Origin of the sequence: Streptomyces sp. NPDC050674 (assembly GCF_040654575.1) — a bacterium.
Taxonomy (GTDB): domain Bacteria; phylum Actinomycetota; class Actinomycetes; order Streptomycetales; family Streptomycetaceae; genus Streptomyces.
The window spans coordinates 159672-180740 of sequence record NZ_JBFAIG010000014.1 but is presented as its reverse complement, the minus strand read 5'-3'; the positions used below and the strand labels follow the sequence as shown (position 1 = coordinate 180740).

Below are 21069 nucleotides of genomic sequence, written 5' to 3'. Positions count from 1 at the left end.
ACGGGCGTACCCTTGAGGACGCCGAAGAATCAATCGCTAGGGAGCCGGTCGTGTCCGCAGTCGCACCCGACGGACGCAAGATGCTGCGCCTGGAGGTCCGCAACAGCCAGACCCCCATCGAGCGCAAGCCCGAGTGGATCAAGACCCGGGCGAAAATGGGCCCCGAGTACACCGCGATGCAGAAGCTCGTGAAGAGCGAGGGCCTGCACACGGTCTGCCAGGAAGCCGGCTGCCCCAACATCTACGAGTGCTGGGAGGACCGCGAGGCGACCTTCCTCATCGGCGGCGACCAGTGCACCCGGCGCTGTGACTTCTGCCAGATCGACACCGGCAAGCCCGAGGCGCTCGACCGCGACGAGCCCCGCCGCGTCGGCGAGTCCGTGGTCACCATGGACCTGAACTACGCCACCATCACCGGCGTCGCCCGCGACGACCTGGAGGACGGCGGTGCCTGGCTGTACGCCGAGACCGTGCGCCAGATCCACCAGCAGACGGCGGGCCGCGCGGACGGCCGTACGAAGGTCGAGCTGCTGGCCCCCGACTTCAACGCGATCCCGGAGCAGCTGGAGGAGGTCTTCTCCTCCCGGCCCGAGGTCTTCGCCCACAACGTCGAGACGGTCCCGCGGATCTTCAAGCGCATCCGCCCCGGCTTCCGCTACGAGCGCTCCCTGAAGGTGATCACCGAGGCCCGCGACTACGGGCTGGTCACCAAGTCGAACCTCATCCTCGGCATGGGCGAGACCCGCGAGGAGGTCAGCGACGCCCTGAAGCAGCTGCACGACGCGGGCTGCGAGCTGGTCACCATCACCCAGTACCTGCGCCCCTCCGTGCGTCACCACCCGGTGGAGCGCTGGGTCAAGCCGCAGGAGTTCGTGGAGCTGAAGGACGAGGCCGAGCAGATCGGCTTCTCCGGTGTGATGTCCGGGCCGCTGGTGCGCTCCTCGTACCGCGCCGGGCGCCTCTACCAGATGGCCATGGAGAAGCGCGACGGGCACGTCGCGGCACAGGCCGTCTGACGGAGCGTCACCACTCTTTCCCCGTACGGGTGCAGACAAGCGTGTGAATTCGCGCACAAGAGACTACCCGCCGGTAGCGGCCGATTCGACGCGGTCCTGACCGTCCTCGCAGATGAGGGCACATGTCAGGACCGCGTCGGCGTTCCACGACTCCCCGCCGGGCCTTCATGGGTGTTTGACCGGCCGGACACGCCCTGGTAACACCAATCAGTGACGCTGAACTCACAGCACGTACACCCGCACCGAGGGGGGACCTCACCCATGCAGGCCGCGCCGCCCGTCCGCGCCACCGCGATCCCGTCGTTCTCGACCGCCCTGCGCGCCGTCGAGTCGCTGCTGATGAGCAGCGGTCAGCGCACCGCCCGCCGCAACGCCTGGACCTCCGTGCTGGAGGACCGCCGTCGCGCCAAGGACCGGGTCGAGGCGCAGCGCGTCATCGAGCAGTCCCTGTCCGTCCGCCCTTGACTCCCGGCCCTCCCCAGGGCGCCCGCGGGCACTGCCGTCGTCGGCGCTTGTGGGGCCACGTAGACTTCGTGGCATGGCGAGGAAGGAACCTGCAGCGGACGCTGCGAACCCCGGGCGACTGAAGCAGATCGCTCTGACCTACAAGATGACCCGCAAGGCCGACAAGAAGATCGGTCTTGTGCTCGCGGCAGTCGGAATCGTCACCCTCGGTGTCTTCCTCGCGATCGGTTTCTTGATCGGTCACCCCATCTATCTCGGCATCCTGGGCCTCCTGCTCGCCTTCCTCGCGACGGCGATCGTGTTCGGGCGCCGGGCCGAGCGGGCCGCCTTCGGGCAGATGGAAGGCCAGCCCGGTGCCGCGGCGGCGGTGCTCGACAACATCGGCCGGGGGTGGACGACGACCCCCGCGGTGGCGATGAACCGCAACCAGGACGTGGTGCACCGCGCGGTCGGCAAGGCCGGCATCGTGCTGGTCGCCGAGGGCAACCCGAACCGGGTGAAGACCCTCCTGGCCGCCGAGAAGCGGAAGATGAACCGCATCGTCGCGGACGTCCCGGTGCACGACCTGGTCGTGGGCACGGGCGAGGGCCAGGTCGAGCTGAAGAAGCTGCGCACGACCATGCTGAAGCTCCCGCGCGTGCTGACCGGACCGCAGGTGACGGCCACCAACGACCGCCTGCGCGCGCTCGGTGACCTGATGAGCAACATGCCGCTGCCGAAGGGGCCGATGCCGAAGGGCATGCGCATGCCGAAGGGCCGCTGACTCCGCACCCGACATGAAGGAGGGGCGCCCGGATCACACCGGGCGCCCCTCCTTCATGTCGTACGGGCCATGGCGTACGGGCCTGGCGGGCGGGTCCTTCATGGCGTACGGGTCTGTCGGGCAGGTCAGATGCGGACCTCGACCGTGCCCGCCAGCCGGTCGTGCAGTCCGCGCCCGTCGCGGTCCCAGATCAGGGCCGGAATCGCGAGGAACAGCAGGACCGTGCGCAGGGCCGCGCGCCAGGGACTGATCCGGCCGGTGGCGAGGGCGAGCACCCGAAGGCCGAACAGGCGCTTGCCCGGGGTGAAGCCGACCGTGCCGAGCGTGAGGACCATCAGCGCGAACATGATGAGCGGCGCCCAGACCTGGGCCGCCTCGTTGTAGCTGTGCGTGATGAGACCGTATGCGATCACGAGGCACAGGCCCCAGTCGACGGCGAGGGCGCCGAGCCGCCGGCCCGGGCGGGCGATCGAACCGGGCCCTTCCTCGGGCAGACCGAGCTGCTCGCCCCGGTATCCGAAGTCGACACCGGCCTCTTCCGCTGCCGCGCGGGGCCCGGAAAGCCACGATCCGAGTGCTTGCCTGTTGTCCACCCGTCCACGGTACTGCGACCGTATATGACCAGGGCACGGCGGGGTGTGTCCGGGCTACGGTGGAGCGTGAGCCGGTTAACTTGTGCGAAACAAATGGGTCACGCCCGAGAAATCACCCGTCCCTAGGGTCGAGGTCAGCGTGTGCCACCCGCACTGGCCGCACGAACGAACTACCACCCCGGCGGGACGGTCGGGAGTAGGAGGAGCTGGATGTTCCAGAACGCCGACGAGGCCAAGAAGTTCATCGCGGACGAGGACGTCAAGTTCATCGACGTCCGCTTCTGCGACCTCCCGGGCGTGATGCAGCACTTCACGGTGCCTGCGGAGGCGTTCGACGCCGACGAGGAGCTGGCCTTCGACGGCTCCTCGATCCGGGGTTTCCAGGCCATTCACGAGTCCGACATGGCGCTGCGCGCGGACCTCTCGACCGCCCGGGTCGACCCGTTCCGCCGTGACAAGACGCTGAACATCAACTTCTTCATCCACGACCCGATCACGGGCGAGCAGTACTCCCGTGACCCGCGCAACGTGGCGAAGAAGGCCGAGGCCTACCTCGCGTCGACCGGTATCGCCGACACCGCGTACTTTGGTCCCGAGGCCGAGTTCTACGTCTTCGACTCCGTCCGCTTCGCGACCAGCGCGAACGAGTCCTTCTACCACATCGACTCCGAGGCGGGTGCCTGGAACACCGGTGCCCTGGAGGACAACCGTGGTTACAAGGTCCGGTACAAGGGCGGCTACTTCCCGGTCCCGCCGGTCGACCACTTCGCCGACCTGCGCGCCGAGATCTCCCTGGAGCTGAACAGGGCCGGCCTCCAGGTCGAGCGCCAGCACCACGAGGTGGGCACCGCCGGCCAGGCCGAGATCAACTACAAGTTCAACACGCTGCTCGCCGCGGCCGACGACCTCCAGCTCTTCAAGTACATCGTGAAGAACGTCGCCTGGCGCAACGGCAAGACCGCGACCTTCATGCCGAAGCCGATCTTCGGCGACAACGGCTCGGGAATGCACGTCCACCAGTCGCTGTGGACCGGCGGCCAGCCGCTCTTCTACGACGAGGCCGGTTACGCGGGCCTGTCGGACACCGCCCGCTACTACATCGGCGGCATCCTCAAGCACGCCCCGTCGCTGCTGGCCTTCACCAACCCGACGGTGAACTCGTACCACCGCCTGGTGCCGGGCTTCGAGGCGCCTGTGAACCTGGTGTACTCGCAGCGCAACCGCTCCGCCGCGATGCGTATCCCGATCACGGGCTCGAACCCGAAGGCCAAGCGCGTCGAGTTCCGTGCGCCCGACGCCTCCGGCAACCCGTACCTGGCCTTCTCGGCGCTGCTGCTCGCGGGCCTGGACGGCATCAAGAACAAGATCGAGCCGGCCGAGCCGATCGACAAGGACCTCTACGAGCTGGCTCCCGAGGAGCACGCGAACGTGGCGCAGGTCCCGACCTCCCTCGGCGCGGTCCTGGACCGCCTGGAGGCCGACCACGAGTTCCTGCTCCAGGGCGACGTGTTCACCCCGGACCTGATCGAGACGTGGATCGACTTCAAGCGCGCCAACGAGATCGCGCCGCTCCAGCTGCGTCCGCACCCGCACGAGTTCGAGCTGTACTTCGACGTGTGATGTAGCCCCAGGTCAGAGCGGGTAACCGCTCCCCTGGGCCGTCTGTGGGCCGTCGGCCGTGTTCTTCCTGCGTGGAAGGACACGGCCGACGGCCTTTTCCGGCGGTTGCCCTTACATTCATCGCCAGTCCGGTCGAAATAACCACCGGGTCAGGAAATATCTATGCGGAACCGCTTTCAGGGAATACGGGAAGGCCTTGTCGAAGGGCATGGTAACGATCACCAGACAGCCGCCAATCGCATGAACTCACCTAGTCGCAAAGGGGTGAACATGCTGGCAACGGTGGGTACCGCCCTAACATGCAAGCATGAGCACAGAAGACGGCTACGTTCCCTTTCCAGGTTCCGAGTGGTTCAAAAGCGAGCCGAGTAGCCCGATCATCAGGATGATGGCGATGCGCCTGGCCGAAGAGGGATGCACCGAATTTGGTCCGGCCGGCCCACCCTCGGCCCACCCTCTCAGCGGATGTCGGTGGACGACGCACCACCGTGACTCCTACGCCAGGTGGCAGCGGAAGCTCGGGTACCAGGGTGCGGACGCGGACGGCTGGCCGGGAGCAAAATCCTGGGCCAAGCTCAGGGTGCCCTATTCGGAATGACGGTAACTCGACATGCTGAGCTCCCGGAACGGCTTGAAGCGCGACGGCGTGCTCCGACTCTGGGATGTCCGTTCGTAGCGGTGGTTGAGACGGCGATAGCCGGTCAGCCAGGACATGGTGCGCTCGATGGCTCACTTGCGGCGGCCGAGCCGTTAGCTGGAGTCGATGCCCCTGCGGCGATGCGGACGCCGATGCGTTTGCCCCATAACCGTCGCCGCAGGTAAGGCACGTCGCATGCCTTGTCGGCGTGAAGGCGCTGGGGCTTGGAACCGGTCGCGTGGGATTCGTGTCCCATGTGGAAAGCGGGACAGCCGTCGATGGCTCCTTCTTGTCGGTGTCCCCTTCTTGTTGGCGGCTGCTCCTGTCGGGCAAGATGAGGGACGGCCGTCAGGCGGCCGATCCCGGTCCTGCGCCGCCCCTGTGCAGGGTCCCTCGCGGATGAAGGAGCCATAGCCCCACCTGTCGCTGGATGGCACTGTCCGTCGGCGCCCTCGTCATGGGCGCGCAGATCAGTTGTCGAATGCCGAGGGGCGGCGGTGTTCGGAAACGGATCTCGCGATGACCTCGGGTGGACGTCTCACCAGGCTGGCCCGCACGCGGCAGATGTACACCGGTGAGCCATTTCAGCTGTCCCGGCATGCGCTGTGCGGCGGAGACAACCGTCGCCCCATCCCGGAGGCCGCCGGGCCTCAGGCGCGCCTCGAAGCGGAGGTTCTGGCCAAACTGGGCGGCGGCGGACAGTGGTGGTCCCATCCTCTCGGCATCGCCCGTGTCCGTCCGGGCTTCGGCTCGGCTCTCGTCGAGCTCGACGGTCACACCACGTTCAGCAGCGGGACGCTGTACCCGCGCAGTGCCCATGCGCTGGACAAGCTCCTTCCCTGCGCGGAGCCGGGTGTGCAGGTGACCGGTGTCGTCGGTCTCCGGGTGGCCGGCGTCGCGGGGACAGACCTCCACCTCACCCTGAGCGGCGGCTTCTCCCACGTCGTCCTGCGCGGCATTCCCGGAACGCGATGGGAGGAGCTGCTCGACGAACGCTGGCACCGCTACAGGGAAGCGGGGTTCCCGCCACTTTGGCGGAGCGGCTCGCACACGGAGTACGAGAAGGCCGACATCAGCAGCCACCCGGAGTCGTGGAGGGCCGAGCGGGACCTCGACTGGATCGGATCCGCTCTGCTGCGCCGCATCGCGCTCTTCCACACGTCGGGCTCCGCGTACTCCACCCACTCCTGGATCACGGGTGACGAATGGATCTTCGAGTTGGACACGGTTCTCGAGGCCCCACCCGGACACGACGACTTTCTGGGCAGCCTCCTGGACCCGGTGTGGGGGCCGGCGCTGCGCGTCGAACGCCGGCATTGTTCCTGCGACGCGCCCAGGGGCCCGGACGATCGCTTCTACCTCCGCCAGTGCACCTTCCACCTGACGCACCGCGACCGACCCCTGGGCGGACTGCAACTGCGCTTCCGTCACGGGCATGCCGTCTACGGCTCCGATGCCCGGACCACGCTGAGGAAGCTCCGCGCCCCTGTGAAGTGGCTCGACCGGGTACTGCCGGCGCACCGTCCCGACGCTCGGGCCTCCACCGGGGACCGCAGGTCGGCGCGGCCTGCGGAAACGGGGAGTCACTGATGTCCTGGGACGACATCGTCCTCTTGATCTTGGCGTTCTTCGGGGCCGTCTCCCTCCTGCTGGCTCAGGTCAATGACGTGCTGGCGAGGCTGCCGCACGTCATCCGGGCCTGGCGGGACGTCCGGCGGGAACTGGACGGCGGGGGCCGTGATACCGGGGAATCCGGCTTCACAGACGGGGCGCGCAGGCGGGATCATTGACGCTGACACTGTTGTTCGAGAGAGGGAACGGGGATGTCCGAGCGGGACGAGAACGAGCGCGAGTTCGACCTCAGATGGGCGGACGCGGCCGAGCACAAGGAGCCCTCCGCCCGGGCCCGTATGCTCGCCGCGCGCTGGAAGCACAACCCGCCCGGGCCCGTGCCGTTCCGTGCCGACCCGGACCACGTGTCCGCCCGCCGCAGCCGCTCCTCCTGGATCTCGACCGCCTTGGTGCTGGGCTGTGTGGCTGCGGTGATCGTGCTGCTGGGGTACGCCGACTTCCGCGCGCCGTACTAACGAGGACATCCGGGGTGGGGCGGGGGGCTGGTACCGGTTCGGGGGCCTGCCGGGCAGGGCGTGGGGTCGGCACGGAGCGTGGCTGTTAGCGTCCGCCGGTGTGAGTGACAGCGTGTACGTGGGCAACGCCGGTGCGGACGCCGCCCTGGACCGGGGATGGATCCTCGGGCATTTCAAGGACGCCGGGGATCCGCGGCACAGTGAGGCCGTGGAGATCAAGTGGGGTGTGCATCCTCGCGGGGACGAGCGGGCCGAGTGGGTCAGAGGCGAGGAACGGACCGCGCTGCTGGTGCTCGTCAGCGGGCGCTTCCGCGTCGAACTCCCCGGGCGCAGTGTGCTGCTGGAGCGGCAGGGTGACTACGTCGTGTGGGGGCGCGGGGTCGATCACTCGTGGGTCGCGGAGGAGGAGTCGGTCGTGCTGACGGTGCGGTGGCCGTCCGTGCCGGGGTACGCGGTGGCCGGGGGCGGCTGACGGCTTTGCCGGTCCTGGAGACGGTCACGACCTGTTCATGGGGAGCACCGGGTGCACACTGGCTGTGGGACGAGTGCGTGACTGCGGGGTGATGCAGATGCACAGCCGCTTCCGGGCCGACCGGCGGTTGACCACCCGTATGGGGGTGACGCTGTTCCTGCTCGGGTTGCTGTACGTGGGGTTCGTCGCCGCGTTGATCGTGCTGCTGAGGTCGTGGGTGCTGGTCGTGGTGGTCGCGGCGGCGCTGCTCGGCGCGCAGTACTGGTTCTCCGACCGGGTCGCGCTGTACGCGATGCGCGGACGGGTCGTGGAGCGGGAGGAGTATCCCGAGCTGCACGCGGTGATCGACCGGCTGTGCGCCCTGGCCGACATGCCCAAGCCGGTGGTGGCGGTGTCCGTTATGGACATGCCGAACGCGTTCGCGACCGGGCGGAACCCCGACCACGCGGTGGTCTGTGTGACGACCGGGCTGCTGCGGCGGCTGGAGCCGGCCGAGCTGGAGGGTGTGCTCGCGCACGAGGTGTCGCACGTGGCGCACAAGGACGTCGCCGTGATCACCGTCGCGTCGTTCCTGGGGGTGATCGCGGGGCTGGTCGTGCGGTTCGCCTTCTATTCGCAGCTGTTCGGCTCGGGCCGCAGGGACCAGAACACCGCCGCCGTCTTCGCCGCGGTGATGGGCGTGTCGGCGGCCGTGTACGCGATCAGCTTCCTGCTGATCCGGGCCCTGTCCCGCTACCGGGAACTGGCGGCGGACCGGGCTGCCGCCCAGCTCACCGGCCGGCCCTCGGCGCTGGCCTCCGCGCTCACCAAGGTCTCCGGCGACATCGCCCGCATCCCGGCCAGGGACCTGCGCACCGCCCAGGCCTTCAACGCCTTCTACTTCACGCCGGCGCTGGGCCGCGAGCCCGGCATCGCGCGGCTCTTCTCGACGCACCCGAGCCTGGAGCAGCGGCTCGACCAACTGGGCCGGATCTCCGCCGAACTCGGCGAGGCGGCGGCACCCGGAGGGGTGTGACCGACGCATGGGGCTGCTGGACATCCTGCTCGGCCGGACGAAACCGGTCGTGGCGGATCTCGACCGGCTCTTCGGGCTGCCCTCGGCGGCCGTGACCCTGGAGGCCGCCGCGGGCTTCACTCCGACCGGGCGGGGCGCGGTCTGCTTCGCCACCGTCGAGGGCGCTGCCTTCGAGCAGTCCCACCGCGAGGTGCAGGCCCTGCTGGACGCCGACACCGACCGCGACGGCCCGCCGGTGGAGTTGCGGCTGGACGAGTACGGCTACTCCTGGCTGGTCTCGCGCCGGACCCCCGGTCAGCTCTCCGCGCTGGTGAACGACCTGCACGCCGTGAACAGCCAGCTGGAGGTCAACGGGTTTGGTCCCCAACTGCTCTGCTCCCTGGCCGGGTTCGAGGACCCCGCCGGGCGGCGGCTCGCGCTGGTCTATCTCTACAAACGCGGCACGTTCTATCCGTTCGCGCCCCTGCCGGACGGCACGCGGCGGCGCGACAACGCACTCGAACTCCAGGTGCGGGCCGCGCTCGCCGGTGATCTGCGCATCGAGCAGGATCTGAGCCGCTGGTTCCCGGTGTGGGGAGCCCCGGGTCTGTGAACGCCCGCGGGGGCGGCGGGCCGCGTGAGTCAATGGCCGCATGAGTGAGCCGGTTCCCTTCACCCACACCGTCGGCGGCGAACGACTCACCGGGCTGTCCGCCGGCGGCGGCCTGCCGGCCCGGGCCACGGCCGTGCTGCTGCACGGGGCGGGCACCGGCTGCAAGGAGCGGCTGGTGCCGCTGCTGGCGGAGTTCGCCGCGCACGGCTGTCATGCTCTCGCCTTCGACTTCTCGGGGCACGGGGAGAGCACCGGCCTGTTGCGGGAGCTGAGTCTGCGCCGCCGCTTCGAGCAGGCCGTGTCCGTGATCGACGCCCACGCCCGCGGGGACGGGCCGCTGGTCCTGGTCGGGTTCAGCATGAGCGGCCAGACCGTGGCCGACCTCGTGCGGCACTACGGGGACCGGGTGGCGGCCCTCGGACTGTGCGCGCCGGCGGTGTACGCGGCCGAGGCGTGGGACGTGCCGTTCGGCGCGGGTGACGGACGGTTCAGCGAGATCATCCGCGGGCCGGGGAGCTGGCGCGCTGCGCCCGCGTTCGACGTCCTGCGGGCCTACGAGCGGCGGGCGGTGCTCGTGGTGCCGGGCACGGACGAGGTCATCCCGCCCGCCGTGACGGAGGCGCTGTCGCAGGCGCTGGCCCGGCGCGCGCAGTTCACCCACTGGGAACTCCCCGAGGCGGGACACCGGTTGGGCCTGTGGTTCCGCGACCACCCCGGCGACCGGCGTGCGTTCGTCACCGCCGTCCTGACCGGACTGGGCGAGCGGGGCTGGACGGCGACGCGCGCGTGGGTGGCCGGGCAGCTCCCGGCGGGCCGTACGGTCGCCGCCTCGTCCTTCCTGGCCGGTGGCTGGAGCGCCCAGATGCGGCGGCTCACCCTCGACGACGGCACCCGGCTGGCGCTGCGGACCTTCGTGAAGCCGTTCTTCCGGCGGCACGCGCCCGGGCTGTTGGCCCGCGAGGCGGGCATCCTCGCGCTGCTGGCCGAGCAGGAGGGTGTGCCGGCCGCCGAGCTGATCGGCGTCGACGCGACCGGCGAGCACTGCGACCATCCGTCCCTGCTGATGTCCGTGCTGCCGGGGCGGGTCCGGGTCGACGAGGAGGAACTCGACGCGCGGGTGGACCTGCTGGCGGCCCAGCTGGCCCTCATCCACCGGGTCGTTCCCCGGGAGCGTCCGCGTGCGTACCAGGCGTGGACGTCCCCGGCGACGGTCCCGCCGGGCTGGGAACGGGCGATGGACGTCATCCGGCGCGATGCCCCGCCCTACGAGGGCTGTTTCCTGCACCGGGACTTCCACCCCGGGAACGTCCTGTTCACCGGTTCGGGCGCCGGTCTGCGGGTCAGTGGTGTCGTCGACTGGGTGGAGACCTCGTGGGGCCCCGCCGACCTGGACGTCGCCCACTGCTCCACGGCACTCGCGCTGCTGCACGGACCCGAGTACGGCCTCGCTTTCCGGGAGCGCTACGAGGCCCGGGGCGGGCGCCGCCTGGCCGACGGCCCGGAGCATCTGTACTGGCGGCTGCTCGACACCCTGGCCTACGTCCCCGACGGGGCGCGGCTCGCGGGACCGTGGCGTGAGCTGGGCCGGTCCGATCTGACGCCGGAGGTGCTGGCCGGACGGCTGGAGGCGTATGGGGCGGGGCTGCTGGAGCGGTACTCCTGAGGCGTTCGGTGAGGTGAATGTCGGTGGCGTCCGCGATGATGCGGTCCGGTCGGGGCATGCGACGAACGGAGGCCGGCATGGGTGCGCAGCGGTACATCGACATGGCCGAACGGCGGGCCCGGCTCGCGCTGCGGCAGCGGCTCGCGCGGCGGGCCCGGGCGGGGACGCCCGAGGAGGTGGCCGGTGCGCTGGTCGCGCTGCACGGCACGGACCCGGCGACGGTGTACCTGGCCGTGGGCGCCCGGCTCGCCGACCCCGCCGGGACGGTCGAGGAGACGGGCCGGGCCCTGTACGAGGACCGTTCCCTGGTGCGGATGCACGGCATGCGGCACACGGTGTTCGTGTTCCCGGCCGAGCTGACCGCCGTCGTGCACGCCTCGACGGGGCTGGCCGTCGCCGCCCGGGAGAGGGCCTCGCTGCTCAAGCACATGGCGGCGGCGGGCGCGCCGGACGCGGCCTGGCTGAAGGAGGTCGAGGAGTCGGCGCTGGCGGCGCTCGCCCGGCGCGGGCAGGCGACCGCGGCCGAGCTCGCCGAAGACGAACCGCGGTTGCGGGAGCAGTTCGTGTACGCGGCAGGGAAGAGCTACGAAGGGGTGCACACGGTCTCGACCCGGCTGCTGAGGGTGCTGGGCGTCGAGGGGAAGGTCGTGCGCGGCCGGCCGCTCGGCTCCTGGACGTCCAGCCAGTTCCGCTGGGCCGTCGCGCCCGAGCATGCCGAGCTGGATGCGGCCGGTGCGCAGGCGGAGCTGCTGCGGCGGTGGCTCACCGCGTGCGGTCCGGCGACCGAGGCCGACCTGAAGTGGTGGACGGGGTGGCGCGTGACGGAGGTGCGCAGGGCCCTGGCCGCGATCGGGGCGGAGCCGGTGTCGCTGGACGAGGGCACGGGGTACGTGGCCGACGGCGACGCGGGCCCGGTGCCCTCCCCCGACGAGCCCTGGGCGGCGCTGCTGCCCGCCCTCGACCCGACGGCGATGGGGTGGCAGCAGCGCGACTGGTATCTCACCCCCGGGCTGCGGCCCCTGTTGTTCGACGGCAGCGGCAACGTCGGGCCGACGGTGTGGTGGAACGGACGGGTGATCGGCGGCTGGGCCCAGCGGCCCGACGGGGAGATCACCTGGCGGATCCTCGACGAGGAGGGCGTCGGCCGGGAGGCCCGCGCGGCGATCGGGGCTCAGGCGGAGCGGCTCACCGGATGGCTGGGGACGACGAGGATCACCCCGCGCTTCCGCACACCGCTGGAGAAGGAACTCGCGGCGGGCTGAGTGGGCCCTTGAAGACCCTCCCTAGGTCTTCCTCCCCCGGTCGGTGACGTACGCCCCCGCCCGCGCCGCCGTCACCGCCGCCCCGGCGGCCCGGTCGGCCAGGGCCTCGTCCAGCCGGACGCCGCTGATCAGCAGGTGGTAGTAGAGCGGGGCGGAGACCGCCCGGACCACCTCGTGCGCGTCGGTGCCCTCGGGCACCTCGCCCCGCTCGACGGCCTGCCGGACGCAGGGGGCCCATTCCCGGACGCGGATGTCGTAGAAGCGGTGCAGGGCGGCGGCCGTCTTCTCGTCACCCGTGGCGGCGGCGATCAGGGCCTTGAACAGCGGCCCCTGCCGGGGATCCGTCAGCGTGCGCAGCACCAGGCGGGCGTTGGCCGTCAGGTCGCCGAGCAGCGAGCCGGTCTCGGTGCGCGGCGCCGACTGCTCGGCCATGTCCTCCAGGAGGTCCGCGACCAGGCCGGTCACCGTCCCCCAGCGGCGGTAGACGGTCGTCTTGCCCACCCCGGCGCGGCGCGCCACGTCGGCCAGGTCAAGGCCGGTGAAACCCTGCTCGGTCAGGGCGTCCTCGGCCGCCCGCAGGACGGACTCCCGCACGCGCGCCGTGCGTCCCCCGGGCCGGACGGTCCCCGGGTCTCCTCCATCAGGCATAACGGCACTCCTGTTCCATTAGCGGCTCCACCCTGCTACCTTAGTGACTACTAACGGAACTACAGACCCGTTAAAGCCGATGACTCCCGAAAGGGGCCCGACATGGAATACAGACGGCTGGGCGCGTCCGGACTGATGGTCCCCGCGCTGAGCTTCGGCGCCGGCACCTTCGGCGGGCGGGGCCCGCTCTTCGGCGCGTGGGGCACGACCGACGCCCAGGAGGCACGCAGACTGGTGGACATCTGCCTGGACGCGGGGATCACGATGTTCGACACCGCCGACGTCTACTCCGCCGGCGCGTCCGAGGAGGTGCTGGGACAGGCGATCAAGGGCCGCCGGGACCAGGTGATCGTCTCGACCAAGACGAGCCTGCCGACGGGTGACGGACCGGGCGACGCGGGCTCCTCCCGCTCCCGCCTGATCCGCGCCTGCGAGGACGCCCTGCGCCGCCTCGGCACGGACCACATCGACCTCTTCCAGCTCCACGCCTTCGACGCCGGGACACCGGTGGAGGAGGTTTTGGCCGCACTCGACTCACTGGTCCGGGCGGGCAAGGTGCGCTACACCGGCGTCTCCAACTTCTCCGGCTGGCAGGTGATGAAGTCCCTCGCGGCCGCGGAACGGCACGGCCACCCGCGCTATGTGGCCCACCAGGTGTACTACTCCCTCGTCGGCCGCGACTACGAGTGGGAGCTGCTGCCGCTCGCCCTCGACCAGGGCCTCGGCGCGATCGTGTGGAGCCCGCTGGGCTGGGGGCGGCTCACCGGCAAGGTCCGCCGCGGCGCCCCGATCCCGCCCGACAGCCGGCTGCACCGCACCGCCGACTACGGCCCGCCCGTCGCCGACGAGCACCTCTACGACGTCGTCGACGTACTGGACGAGATCGCGCGGGAGACGGGCAGGGCGGTCCCGCAGATCGCCCTCAACTGGCTGCTCCGGCGGCCGACCGTCTCCTCCGTCCTCATCGGCGCCCGGGACGAGCGGCAACTGCGCCAGAACCTCGGCGCCGTCGGCTGGAGCCTCACCCCCGAGCAGGTGGCCAGACTCGACGCGGCGAGCCACCGCCCGGCGCCGTACCCCTACTTCCCCTACGAGCGGCAGGAGGGCTTCGCCCGCCTGAACCCGCCGGTGTTCCCGCCGCCGGGCCGGGCGGCATGAGCGAGCGCCGGGCACCACGCGACCATCCGCGGGGCACCCGGCGCTCGGACCGGCGTGGTTCAGCGGGCGTAGCGCATGAGCGCCCGCACCATGTGGCAGGTCGTGTCCGACGGCGGGTGGACGCCGATCAGTTCCGCCGCGTCGCGGATCGTCTCGTTGCGGGCCTGGTTCGGCATGTAGACGCCCGAGTCGAGCAGGGCGATGGCCAGGCGCATCGCCTTGAGGCGGCGGTTGTGCGACACGTACCACTCGCGCGGCCGGCCCGGCGGCAACGGCCGCTTCTCCACGGGCGCATACGGCAGGTCGAGCAGGACGGGGCGCTTCGCGGTGGACTGGGTGGGCAACGGCTTCGACTTCAGGGCGGCAGCGGGCACAGGCATCCTCCTGTCGCGGTGGGGCGGCTCACCGAAGACGTCGGCATCCCCGGCGCCACCCTCGAACACTGCTTACAGTCTACCGCCGGGCACTGACAACGGGGAGTCCACAGAGTCCCGCAAAAGCCCAGGTGGGCACGGGAATTGGCGCCGTGTCACGGCAGCTCCGCATGGTGCGCGAGGGACGCCAGGAAATCGAACAAGACGGTCGGCGCGTACCGTGTGCGCATGGAGATCTGGATCAATCCCGCGTGTTCGAAGTGCCGCAGCGCCCTGACGCTGCTCGACGCCGAGGGCGCCGACTACACCGTCCGCCGCTACCTGGAGGACGTGCCGAGCGAGGACGAGATCCGCGGCGTGCTCGAGCGCCTCGGTCTCGAACCCTGGGACATCACCCGCACCCAGGAGGCCGACGCCAAGGAGCTCGGGCTCAAGGAGTGGCCGCGCGACGCGAGTTCGCGCGACCGCTGGATCACGGCACTGGCCGAGCACCCGAAGCTGATCCAGCGTCCGATCATCACCGCGGACGACGGCACGGCGGTGGTGGGCCGGACCGACGAGGCCGTGCGGGACGCCCTGGCGCGCTGACCGGCCGCCGGGCCCCGTGTGGCGCAGGTCACTCGAGTGACTCCCGCCCCCGCTGAGTAGCCTCGTTCGGTATCTCGTACATAGCGGCGTACGCTCCCCTACCTCTTTCAGGAGGCGCGCATGTCGCGCAGGAGAACGCTCGGCACGAAGAAGAAGCTCGCACTGCTGGTGAGCGCGGCGACGGTGGCGGGAGGCGGGGCCTTCGTCATGGCGAGCACGTCGAACGCCGCGCCGACCCCCAAGTCGGCGTCGGAATCGACGGTCTGCCTGGGTCTCGCCACCGCCCTCGGCAACAACCAGAAGTTCATCGCCGACCAGCGGGCCGCCCCGGACGCGCAGTCCGAGGCACGGATCGCCAACCGCGAGGCGGTCGTCGCGGAGATCAAGCGGAAGCAGGAGGCGTCGGGGTGCGCCGTCGGGGAGTCGGCTCAGGACTCCCAGACCGCGCAGCCGTCGCAGCCCGCCCCGCCGGCCCAGCCGCCCGCGGCTTCGGATCAGCCGTCACAGCCCGCCGCGTCCGGCCCCGCGGGGAACACCGGCGGCGGCGCCGCTGCCGGACAGCAGGTGTGCAACGGCTCGACCGTCACGCTGTCCGGCGAGGGCGGTGCGCCCGCCGCGTCCAGCAACCAGTTCCCGGCCGGCACCAAGCTGAAGGTCACCAACCTGGACAACAACAAGTCCACGACGGTGGAGGTCACTTCGGTCTCCGGCAGCTGTGCGCTGCTGAACAACGCCGCCTTCGAGCAGGTCCGTGAGCCCGGCAAGTTCCTGATCCGCCGGGCCCTGATCGAGAAGGTGGGGTGAGGCCGTACGACCGACTGAACGGATGAGACGGCGGCCACCCCCTCGGCCGCCCCTCGTACGTGTCCCCGGTCCTGCCGCCCCCGGCCAGGGGTGGCAGGACCGGCGCGTCCGGGCCCCGCGGCGCCCTTCACCGGCTCGACGGAGGGGAGCCGGTGAGCGGCGCCGGTGAGGGGTGCCGCTCCGGCGGGGCGCCCTCTCCGCGTGGAAGCACGGCACAGCGCCGCCAGGTAACACGGGGTTCACATGCGAGCAATGGCCGGGTAATCGCCTGTTGCCAGGCTGCCGGGCAGCAGACGCGGCGCACCGGTGCCGCTGCGCCGCACGCACCCGCGATACGCGCCCAGACACACCCGAGGATGTGGCCCGTGACCTTCAAGGCTGAGTACATCTGGATCGACGGCACCGAGCCGACGGCCAAACTGCGTTCCAAGACCAAGATCATCACGGGTGCGCCCGCCGGTCTCGACGCGCTGCCGATCTGGGGCTTCGACGGGTCTTCCACCAACCAGGCCGAGGGGCACTCCTCGGACTGCGTGCTCAAGCCGGTCTTCACCTGCCCGGACCCGATCCGCGGCGGTGACGACGTCCTGGTGCTGTGCGAGGTCCTGAACATCGACCTCACCCCGCACCCCACCAACACCCGGGCCGCGCTGGCCGAGGTGGCGGAGCGGTTCGCGGCGCAGGAGCCGGTCTTCGGCATCGAGCAGGAGTACACGTTCTTCAAGGACGGCTACCCGCTCGGCTTCCCCAAGGGCGGCTTCCCGGCCCCCCAGGGCGGCTACTACTGCGGTGTCGGCGCCGACGAGATCTTCGGCCGTGACGTCGTCGAGGCCCACCTCGACAACTGCCTGAAGGCGGGCCTCGGCCTGTCCGGCATCAACGCCGAGGTCATGCCCGGCCAGTGGGAGTTCCAGGTCGGCCCGCTGTCCCCGCTGGAGGTCTCCGACCAGCTGTGGGTGGCCCGCTGGCTGCTCTACCGCACCGCCGAGGACTTCGACGTCGCCGCCACCCTCGACCCCAAGCCGGTCAAGGGCGACTGGAACGGCGCCGGCGCGCACACCAACTTCTCCACCAAGGCGATGCGCGAGGGCTACGACGCGATCATCACCGCGTGCGAGTCGCTCGGCGAGGGCTCCAAGCCGCTCGACCACGTCAAGAACTACGGCGCCGGCATCGACGACCGCCTGACCGGTCTGCACGAGACCGCCCCGTGGAACGAGTACTCCTACGGTGTCTCCAACCGCGGCGCCTCGGTCCGCATCCCGTGGCAGGTCGAGAAGGACGGCAAGGGCTACATCGAGGACCGCCGCCCGAACGCCAACGTCGACCCCTACGTGGTGACCCGCCTGATCGTGGACACCTGCTGCTCGGCGCTGGAGAAGGCCGGCCAGGTCTGATCCCCACGCCTTCCCGCAAGGGGCGCCTGCCGTCTTGGCAGGCGCCCCTTGCGCGTATGGTGCGCCGTCATGGGGATCGACGGGGTGGAACGAGTACGGGCGTGCGGCTCGGCGGGGGCCCTGTCCGGGCTGCTGCGGGCGATGCAGTCCCCGGACGCCGGCGTGCGCGAGAAGGCGATGAACCGGCTGTGGCCCGCGGCCTGGAACGAGGACGACCTCGCCGTGGCGACCGCCCGCGCGGTGCCGCGGCTGGCCCGGCTCGCCCTGGAGGGGCCCGGTCACCGGGAGGACCTGTTGCGGCTGCTCGGCAGCCTCGCGACCAGAACCGGGTGGCCTGAACAGGAACCGGCCCCGCAGGCGGTGGCGCACGCGCTGCCTCCCCTGCTGCCCCTCGCGCACCACGCCGACACAGGCGTACGGGACGCCATGGTGCGGCTGATCGCCGCCTGCGGCCGCGAGGACGCCCTGCCCCTGCTGCGCGGCCGGCTCGGCCAGGAGACCGACCCGCTGGTGCGCGCCCACCTGGTGACCGCGCTCGGGCTGCTGGACCGCGGCGACGGCGCGTGGCGGCACGCTCTGCTCACCGACCCCGAGCCCCGGGTCGCGCTCGCCGCCGCAGAGGACCTGCTGCGCACCACGGAACTGCCCCTGCCCGCACCGCTGGTGGATCACTGCGTGCGGGCGTACACGGCCGACCCGCACGAGCCGGACCCCGGCCTGTGGCCCGACCCCCACACGCCCTTCACCGGCCGGCTCCTGGAGGACCCCGAGGCCGCGCTGCGGGCCCTGGCCGGGGGTGTGCCGCTCGCCTTCGACATCACCGACCGCTGGCGCGACCGCGAGGCCGACGTCCTCCCCTGGGCGCTGCGCGAGACGCGGGGCGAGGCCTGGGAGCTGCACCGGCTGGCACAGCTGACCTGCGCGCTGCCGCCGCGGTCGCGCACCCGCGTGTGCGACCACGTACTGCCGTACCTCGCCTGCGACGAACCGGAGTTGCGGTCGGCCGCGGTCACCGTGCTCGCCCGGGCCAAGGCGCCGGAGGCCGTCGAGGAGGCCGTACGGCTCGTGGAGGAGGCACCCGGTTCGTACGGCGCCGCCCGCGTCGCCCACGCGGTGGCCGAGGAGTTCGGGGCCGGGGCCCGGGCCGTGGCGCGGGCCGTGGCGCGGCGGCTGGGAAGCGCCCGTCCGGAGCTGGTCGAGGTGCTGACGCGGTTCCCCGAGGTGGCGGCCGGCGTCGTCGGGGAGCTCACCGTGCTGCTGACCCGCACGGGCACCGGGCACCCGCCGGTCGCGGCCGCCGTGCTGGGCCGTACGGGCCCCGCCGGCGGGGAGCCGGCCAAGCGGGCGCTGCTGGCCTGCCTGACGGAGCAGGCCCACTCCTCGGTCTCGGCGGTCGCCGCGGTCGCGCACCACCGGGTCAGCGGCGATCCCGGGCCGGCCCTGTCCTTCTTCCTCCGGCAGGCGGACGGACGGTACCCCTTCGCGATGATGGACCGGGCGAGCGAACTCGGCCCCGCGGCCGCGCCGTTGCTGCCGTTCATCGAGCCGTCCCTGACCGGCGACGGCTCCTCCCTCGCCGCGCTGGCGGTCTGGCGCATCACCGGCCGGACCGAGGACACCGTGGGGCCGCTGGCCCGGCGGGCACTGAAGTGGGAGCGGTTCTACAACGGCCGGCCCCACCCCGTGGAGACGCTCACCGAGGTGGGACTCCTGCCCCGTTTCGCCGTGGCCGGGCTGCGCCGGGGAGTCGAGGCGCGGCACCGGATCGTCCACGACCTCATGAACGGCGACGGCCCGCACCCGGACGACGTCGTCCGCACCGCCGTCCGCGGCCTGCTGGAGACCGCCCGGATCGTGGAGTGAGGCCGGCTGACCGCCGGAAAACGTCCAAGCAGTGAGAGGACCCTGCTGTGACGGGCGTGTGTCTGCTTCAATGGGCCCATGGCCAGCCACCAGAAGCTCACCGCGACGGGTCGCCATGACCTCGAGCCCTTCTGGCCGTCCCGCCAGGACCACGACTTCGACCGGGTGTGTTGCCGCGCGATGAACGCGCCGGCCCTCTGAAGCCGTACACCCCGGCCCTCGGCCAGCGCGCACCGCGTACGTCCCTCGGCGAGCCCGACCACACATCGCGGCCGTCGAACTCCCCGACGAACTCCTCGCGCGAAAGAGCTGACCTCTCATGGCGATCACCCGTTCTCTGTCCACCGCCGCTCCCCTCGCCCCCTCGGCGGCCCCGAGCCCTCGGCACCGGCTGCGTGCCGTCGACCGGGACGAGGTGGTGACCGTCGCGGACCTGCTGCCGCCCGGTGCCACCTGGATGCCGGCTCCGCAGCACACCCTGCCCGTCCTGCCGGGCCGCCCGGCGATGGTCGGCTACCTGGTGCTCGTCCCGGCCGACCAGCAGCCGCCGTTCCCGGTGGCGGTGCCGGAGCGGCCGGGGCCCGCCGGCCCGGACACCGCCGCCGAGCCGGGCGGCGAGCCGCTGATCCGGGTCGACACCGTGCAGCGCACCGCCCGGGTGGACGGCCGGCCGCTCGACCTCACCTACCTTGAGTTCGAACTGCTGGCCCACCTGGTGGCGCACCCGGGCCGGGTGCACACCCGCGACCAGCTGGTCGGCACGGTGTGGGGCTACGGGCACGTGGGAGACGGCCGTACGGTCGACGTGCACATCGCCCGCCTGCGCCGCAAGCTGGGTGCCGAGCACCGCGACACGATCCGCACCGTGCGCCGCGTGGGCTACAAGTACGTCCCCCCGACGGCACGTTGAGGCGTGCCGGTACGGCTGTGCCGCGCGGCGTCTGCTGACAGCAGATCCCCGTTCCCTCCCCTCGTCCCACCGGGCAGAGTCACCGGCATGAGGCTTCTGATGCTGGGCGGTACGGAGTTCGTGGGGCGGGCCGTCGTGGAGGCGGCGCTGGGGCGGGGCTGGGAGGTGACCGTCTTCCACCGGGGGCGGCACGACGCGCCGCCGGGTGTGCGGTCGCTGCTCGGCGACCGCACCGCGCCCGGCGGCCTGGCCGCCCTCGCCGACGAGCCGGGCGAGTGGGACGTCGTCGTCGACACCTGGTCGGCGGCGCCGAGCGCGGTGCGGGACACGGCGCGGCTGCTGCGGGGCCGCGCCGGCCGGTACGTGTACGTGTCGAGCTGCTCGGTGTACGCGTGGGCCCCGCCCGCCGGGTACGACGAGGACGCGCCCCTGGTGGAGGGGGCGTCGGCCGACGCGGAGCAGACCGACTACGCCCGGGACAAGAGGGGCGGCGAGCTGGCCGTGCTGGACGCCTTCGGCGTTGACCGGTCGGTGCTCGTCCGGGCCGGGCTGATCCTCGGCCCGTACGAGAACGTCGGCCGGCTGCCGTGGTGGCTGACCCGGACGGCCCGCGGCGGCCCGGTCCTGGCGCCGGGCCCGCGGGACCTCCCCTTGCAGTACGTCGACGCCCGGGACCTGTCGGAGTGGATCCTCGGCGCGGCGGAGCAGGAGCTGAGCGGGCCGTACAACCTGATCAGTCCGCAGGGGCACGCCACGACGGGGACGCTCCTCGACGCGTGTGCGCGGGTCACGGGCGGTGCGGCCGAACTGCGCTGGACCGAACCCGGGGTGATCCTGGAGGCGGGCATCGAGCCGTGGACGGAGTTGCCGGTGTGGGTGCCGCCGGGCAGCGACCTGCACGACGCCCTGCACAGCGCGGACGTCTCCCGGGCGGTCGGGACCGGCCTGGTCTGCCGGCCCGTCGAGGAGACCGTGGCCGACACCTGGCAGTGGCTGCGCGGCCTCGGCGGTGTCGCGCCCCAGCGCCCCGACCGGACGCGCAAGGGCCTCGACCCGGAGGTGGAGGCGAAGGTCCTCGCGGCCGGGACCGGCGCGTGAACACCGCGCGTTCGCCCCTCGGGTGTACGTAGCACCACCCCCGG

24 protein-coding genes and 1 pseudogene are annotated in these 21069 nt (G+C 71.7%); 21 read left to right on the top strand and 4 right to left on the bottom strand.

The features are described from left to right. The first annotated feature begins 50 nt into the window (after positions 1–50). The 3 genes from lipA to AB0I06_RS23640 all read left to right on the top strand — a co-directional run bounded on the left by lipA (position 51) and on the right by AB0I06_RS23640 (position 2244). On the top strand, positions 51–1016 hold the full coding sequence (gene lipA / locus AB0I06_RS23650) for a lipoyl synthase (protein ID WP_363120831.1): 966 nt from the start codon (positions 51–53) through the stop codon (positions 1014–1016). Between the two features lie 261 nt (positions 1017–1277). Then, positions 1278–1481 carry a hypothetical protein gene (locus AB0I06_RS23645; RefSeq protein WP_184556769.1) on the top strand — a complete coding sequence of 68 codons (204 nt, stop codon included), beginning with the start codon at positions 1278–1280 and terminating at the stop codon, positions 1479–1481. Positions 1482–1554: 73 nt separating this feature from the next. Next, positions 1555–2244 (top strand): DUF4191 domain-containing protein, encoded by a 690-nt coding sequence (locus tag AB0I06_RS23640; RefSeq protein WP_363120830.1) that lies wholly within the window; start codon positions 1555–1557, stop codon positions 2242–2244. A 125-nt stretch (positions 2245–2369) separates the two neighbouring features. On the opposite strand, the gene AB0I06_RS23635 is transcribed toward AB0I06_RS23640, so the two are convergent. Then, complete coding sequence (locus AB0I06_RS23635) at positions 2370–2837, bottom strand: RDD family protein (RefSeq protein WP_363120829.1); 468 nt, start codon at positions 2835–2837, stop codon at positions 2370–2372. Positions 2838–3047: 210 nt separating this feature from the next. On the opposite strand from AB0I06_RS23635, the gene glnA reads away from it, so the two are divergent. Together glnA and AB0I06_RS23625 are read left to right on the top strand one after the other, a co-directional pair. Continuing rightward, complete coding sequence (glnA, locus tag AB0I06_RS23630) at positions 3048–4457, top strand: type I glutamate--ammonia ligase (RefSeq protein ID WP_363120828.1); 1410 nt, start codon at positions 3048–3050, stop codon at positions 4455–4457. Between the two features lie 307 nt (positions 4458–4764). After that, on the top strand, positions 4765–5055 hold the full coding sequence (locus tag AB0I06_RS23625) for a peptidoglycan-binding protein (protein ID WP_363120827.1): 291 nt from the start codon (positions 4765–4767) through the stop codon (positions 5053–5055). A 68-nt stretch (positions 5056–5123) separates the two neighbouring features. On the opposite strand, the pseudogene AB0I06_RS23620 reads toward AB0I06_RS23625, so the two are convergent. Next, positions 5124–5320 (bottom strand): annotated as a pseudogene (locus tag AB0I06_RS23620) (IS5/IS1182 family transposase); the annotation flags it as partial. Positions 5321–5613: 293 nt separating this feature from the next. Here AB0I06_RS23620 and AB0I06_RS23615 point away from each other — a divergent pair. The 8 genes from AB0I06_RS23615 (at position 5614) to AB0I06_RS23580 (ending at position 12185) form a co-directional block, all read left to right on the top strand. Then, positions 5614–6684, top strand: a complete 1071-nt coding sequence (locus AB0I06_RS23615) for a hypothetical protein (RefSeq protein ID WP_363120826.1) — start codon at positions 5614–5616, stop codon at positions 6682–6684. Further along, a complete protein-coding gene (locus tag AB0I06_RS23610; protein WP_363120825.1) occupies positions 6684–6884 on the top strand; it encodes a hypothetical protein in 201 nt (66 codons plus the stop codon). The genes AB0I06_RS23615 and AB0I06_RS23610 overlap by 1 nt, the downstream gene beginning before the upstream one ends. A gap of 33 nt (positions 6885–6917) precedes the next feature. After that, entirely contained in the window at positions 6918–7181 is a 264-nt protein-coding gene (locus tag AB0I06_RS23605; protein WP_363120824.1) for a hypothetical protein, read from the top strand. A gap of 100 nt (positions 7182–7281) precedes the next feature. Further along, positions 7282–7653 (top strand): signal peptidase I, encoded by a 372-nt coding sequence (locus AB0I06_RS23600; RefSeq protein ID WP_363120823.1) that lies wholly within the window; start codon positions 7282–7284, stop codon positions 7651–7653. Positions 7654–7750: 97 nt separating this feature from the next. Beyond that, positions 7751–8668: a zinc metalloprotease HtpX gene (gene htpX, locus AB0I06_RS23595; RefSeq protein ID WP_363120822.1), complete on the top strand. Its 918-nt coding sequence runs from the start codon at positions 7751–7753 to the stop codon at positions 8666–8668. A 7-nt stretch (positions 8669–8675) separates the two neighbouring features. Further along, positions 8676–9260, top strand: coding sequence for a hypothetical protein (locus tag AB0I06_RS23590; protein WP_363120821.1), 585 nt, complete (start codon positions 8676–8678; stop codon positions 9258–9260). Positions 9261–9300: 40 nt separating this feature from the next. Then, entirely contained in the window at positions 9301–10923 is a 1623-nt protein-coding gene (locus AB0I06_RS23585) for an alpha/beta fold hydrolase (RefSeq protein WP_363120820.1), read from the top strand. Between the two features lie 77 nt (positions 10924–11000). Then, complete coding sequence (locus tag AB0I06_RS23580) at positions 11001–12185, top strand: winged helix DNA-binding domain-containing protein (protein ID WP_363120819.1); 1185 nt, start codon at positions 11001–11003, stop codon at positions 12183–12185. Between the two features lie 21 nt (positions 12186–12206). On the opposite strand, the gene AB0I06_RS23575 is transcribed toward AB0I06_RS23580, so the two are convergent. Continuing rightward, positions 12207–12833, bottom strand: coding sequence for a TetR/AcrR family transcriptional regulator (locus AB0I06_RS23575; RefSeq protein WP_363120818.1), 627 nt, complete (start codon positions 12831–12833; stop codon positions 12207–12209). A 102-nt stretch (positions 12834–12935) separates the two neighbouring features. On the opposite strand from AB0I06_RS23575, the gene AB0I06_RS23570 reads away from it, so the two are divergent. After that, positions 12936–13991: an aldo/keto reductase gene (locus AB0I06_RS23570; RefSeq protein ID WP_363120817.1), complete on the top strand. Its 1056-nt coding sequence runs from the start codon at positions 12936–12938 to the stop codon at positions 13989–13991. A 59-nt stretch (positions 13992–14050) separates the two neighbouring features. Here AB0I06_RS23570 and AB0I06_RS23565 read toward each other — a convergent pair whose 3' ends face one another. Beyond that, complete coding sequence (locus tag AB0I06_RS23565; protein ID WP_363120816.1) at positions 14051–14365, bottom strand: hypothetical protein; 315 nt, start codon at positions 14363–14365, stop codon at positions 14051–14053. A 228-nt stretch (positions 14366–14593) separates the two neighbouring features. Between AB0I06_RS23565 and AB0I06_RS23560 the strand changes: the two genes are divergently transcribed. The 7 genes from AB0I06_RS23560 to AB0I06_RS23530 all read left to right on the top strand — a co-directional run bounded on the left by AB0I06_RS23560 (position 14594) and on the right by AB0I06_RS23530 (position 21025). Then, a complete protein-coding gene (locus AB0I06_RS23560) occupies positions 14594–14953 on the top strand; it encodes an arsenate reductase family protein (protein ID WP_363120815.1) in 360 nt (119 codons plus the stop codon). A gap of 120 nt (positions 14954–15073) precedes the next feature. Further along, positions 15074–15757 (top strand): hypothetical protein, encoded by a 684-nt coding sequence (locus AB0I06_RS23555; RefSeq protein ID WP_363120814.1) that lies wholly within the window; start codon positions 15074–15076, stop codon positions 15755–15757. A 365-nt stretch (positions 15758–16122) separates the two neighbouring features. Next, the gene (gene glnII, locus AB0I06_RS23550) at positions 16123–17154 is read left to right on the top strand and encodes a glutamine synthetase (RefSeq protein ID WP_363120813.1); all 1032 of its coding nucleotides are present in this window, start codon (positions 16123–16125) and stop codon (positions 17152–17154) included. A gap of 69 nt (positions 17155–17223) precedes the next feature. Further along, entirely contained in the window at positions 17224–19017 is a 1794-nt protein-coding gene (locus tag AB0I06_RS23545; RefSeq protein WP_363120812.1) for a HEAT repeat domain-containing protein, read from the top strand. A 78-nt stretch (positions 19018–19095) separates the two neighbouring features. Further along, the gene (locus tag AB0I06_RS23540; protein WP_363120811.1) at positions 19096–19218 is read left to right on the top strand and encodes a hypothetical protein; all 123 of its coding nucleotides are present in this window, start codon (positions 19096–19098) and stop codon (positions 19216–19218) included. A gap of 118 nt (positions 19219–19336) precedes the next feature. After that, the gene (locus AB0I06_RS23535) at positions 19337–19927 is read left to right on the top strand and encodes a winged helix-turn-helix domain-containing protein (protein WP_363120810.1); all 591 of its coding nucleotides are present in this window, start codon (positions 19337–19339) and stop codon (positions 19925–19927) included. 87 nt (positions 19928–20014) lie between these two features. Beyond that, positions 20015–21025, top strand: coding sequence for an SDR family oxidoreductase (locus tag AB0I06_RS23530; RefSeq protein ID WP_363120809.1), 1011 nt, complete (start codon positions 20015–20017; stop codon positions 21023–21025). Positions 21026–21069 lie beyond the last annotated feature (44 nt).

Excerpts from the sequence above, each read along its gene's own strand:
- AB0I06_RS23645 (WP_184556769.1), top strand. The coding sequence starts at position 1,278 with ATGCAGGCCGCGCCGCCCGTCCGCGCCACCGCGATCCCGTCGTTCTCG.
- AB0I06_RS23640 (WP_363120830.1), top strand. The coding sequence starts at position 1,555 with ATGGCGAGGAAGGAACCTGCAGCGGACGCTGCGAACCCCGGGCGACTG.
- glnA (WP_363120828.1), top strand. The coding sequence starts at position 3,048 with ATGTTCCAGAACGCCGACGAGGCCAAGAAGTTCATCGCGGACGAGGAC.
- AB0I06_RS23625 (WP_363120827.1), top strand. The coding sequence starts at position 4,765 with ATGAGCACAGAAGACGGCTACGTTCCCTTTCCAGGTTCCGAGTGGTTC.
- AB0I06_RS23615 (WP_363120826.1), top strand. The coding sequence starts at position 5,614 with ATGACCTCGGGTGGACGTCTCACCAGGCTGGCCCGCACGCGGCAGATG.
- AB0I06_RS23610 (WP_363120825.1), top strand. The coding sequence starts at position 6,684 with ATGTCCTGGGACGACATCGTCCTCTTGATCTTGGCGTTCTTCGGGGCC.
- AB0I06_RS23605 (WP_363120824.1), top strand. The coding sequence starts at position 6,918 with ATGTCCGAGCGGGACGAGAACGAGCGCGAGTTCGACCTCAGATGGGCG.
- htpX (WP_363120822.1), top strand. The coding sequence starts at position 7,751 with ATGCACAGCCGCTTCCGGGCCGACCGGCGGTTGACCACCCGTATGGGG.
- AB0I06_RS23590 (WP_363120821.1), top strand. The coding sequence starts at position 8,676 with ATGGGGCTGCTGGACATCCTGCTCGGCCGGACGAAACCGGTCGTGGCG.
- AB0I06_RS23585 (WP_363120820.1), top strand. The coding sequence starts at position 9,301 with ATGAGTGAGCCGGTTCCCTTCACCCACACCGTCGGCGGCGAACGACTC.
- AB0I06_RS23580 (WP_363120819.1), top strand. The coding sequence starts at position 11,001 with ATGGGTGCGCAGCGGTACATCGACATGGCCGAACGGCGGGCCCGGCTC.
- AB0I06_RS23575 (WP_363120818.1), bottom strand. The coding sequence starts at position 12,833 with ATGCCTGATGGAGGAGACCCGGGGACCGTCCGGCCCGGGGGACGCACG.
- AB0I06_RS23570 (WP_363120817.1), top strand. The coding sequence starts at position 12,936 with ATGGAATACAGACGGCTGGGCGCGTCCGGACTGATGGTCCCCGCGCTG.
- AB0I06_RS23560 (WP_363120815.1), top strand. The coding sequence starts at position 14,594 with ATGGAGATCTGGATCAATCCCGCGTGTTCGAAGTGCCGCAGCGCCCTG.
- AB0I06_RS23555 (WP_363120814.1), top strand. The coding sequence starts at position 15,074 with ATGTCGCGCAGGAGAACGCTCGGCACGAAGAAGAAGCTCGCACTGCTG.
- AB0I06_RS23545 (WP_363120812.1), top strand. The coding sequence starts at position 17,224 with ATGGGGATCGACGGGGTGGAACGAGTACGGGCGTGCGGCTCGGCGGGG.
- AB0I06_RS23540 (WP_363120811.1), top strand. The coding sequence starts at position 19,096 with ATGGCCAGCCACCAGAAGCTCACCGCGACGGGTCGCCATGACCTCGAG.
- AB0I06_RS23535 (WP_363120810.1), top strand. The coding sequence starts at position 19,337 with ATGGCGATCACCCGTTCTCTGTCCACCGCCGCTCCCCTCGCCCCCTCG.
- AB0I06_RS23530 (WP_363120809.1), top strand. The coding sequence starts at position 20,015 with ATGAGGCTTCTGATGCTGGGCGGTACGGAGTTCGTGGGGCGGGCCGTC.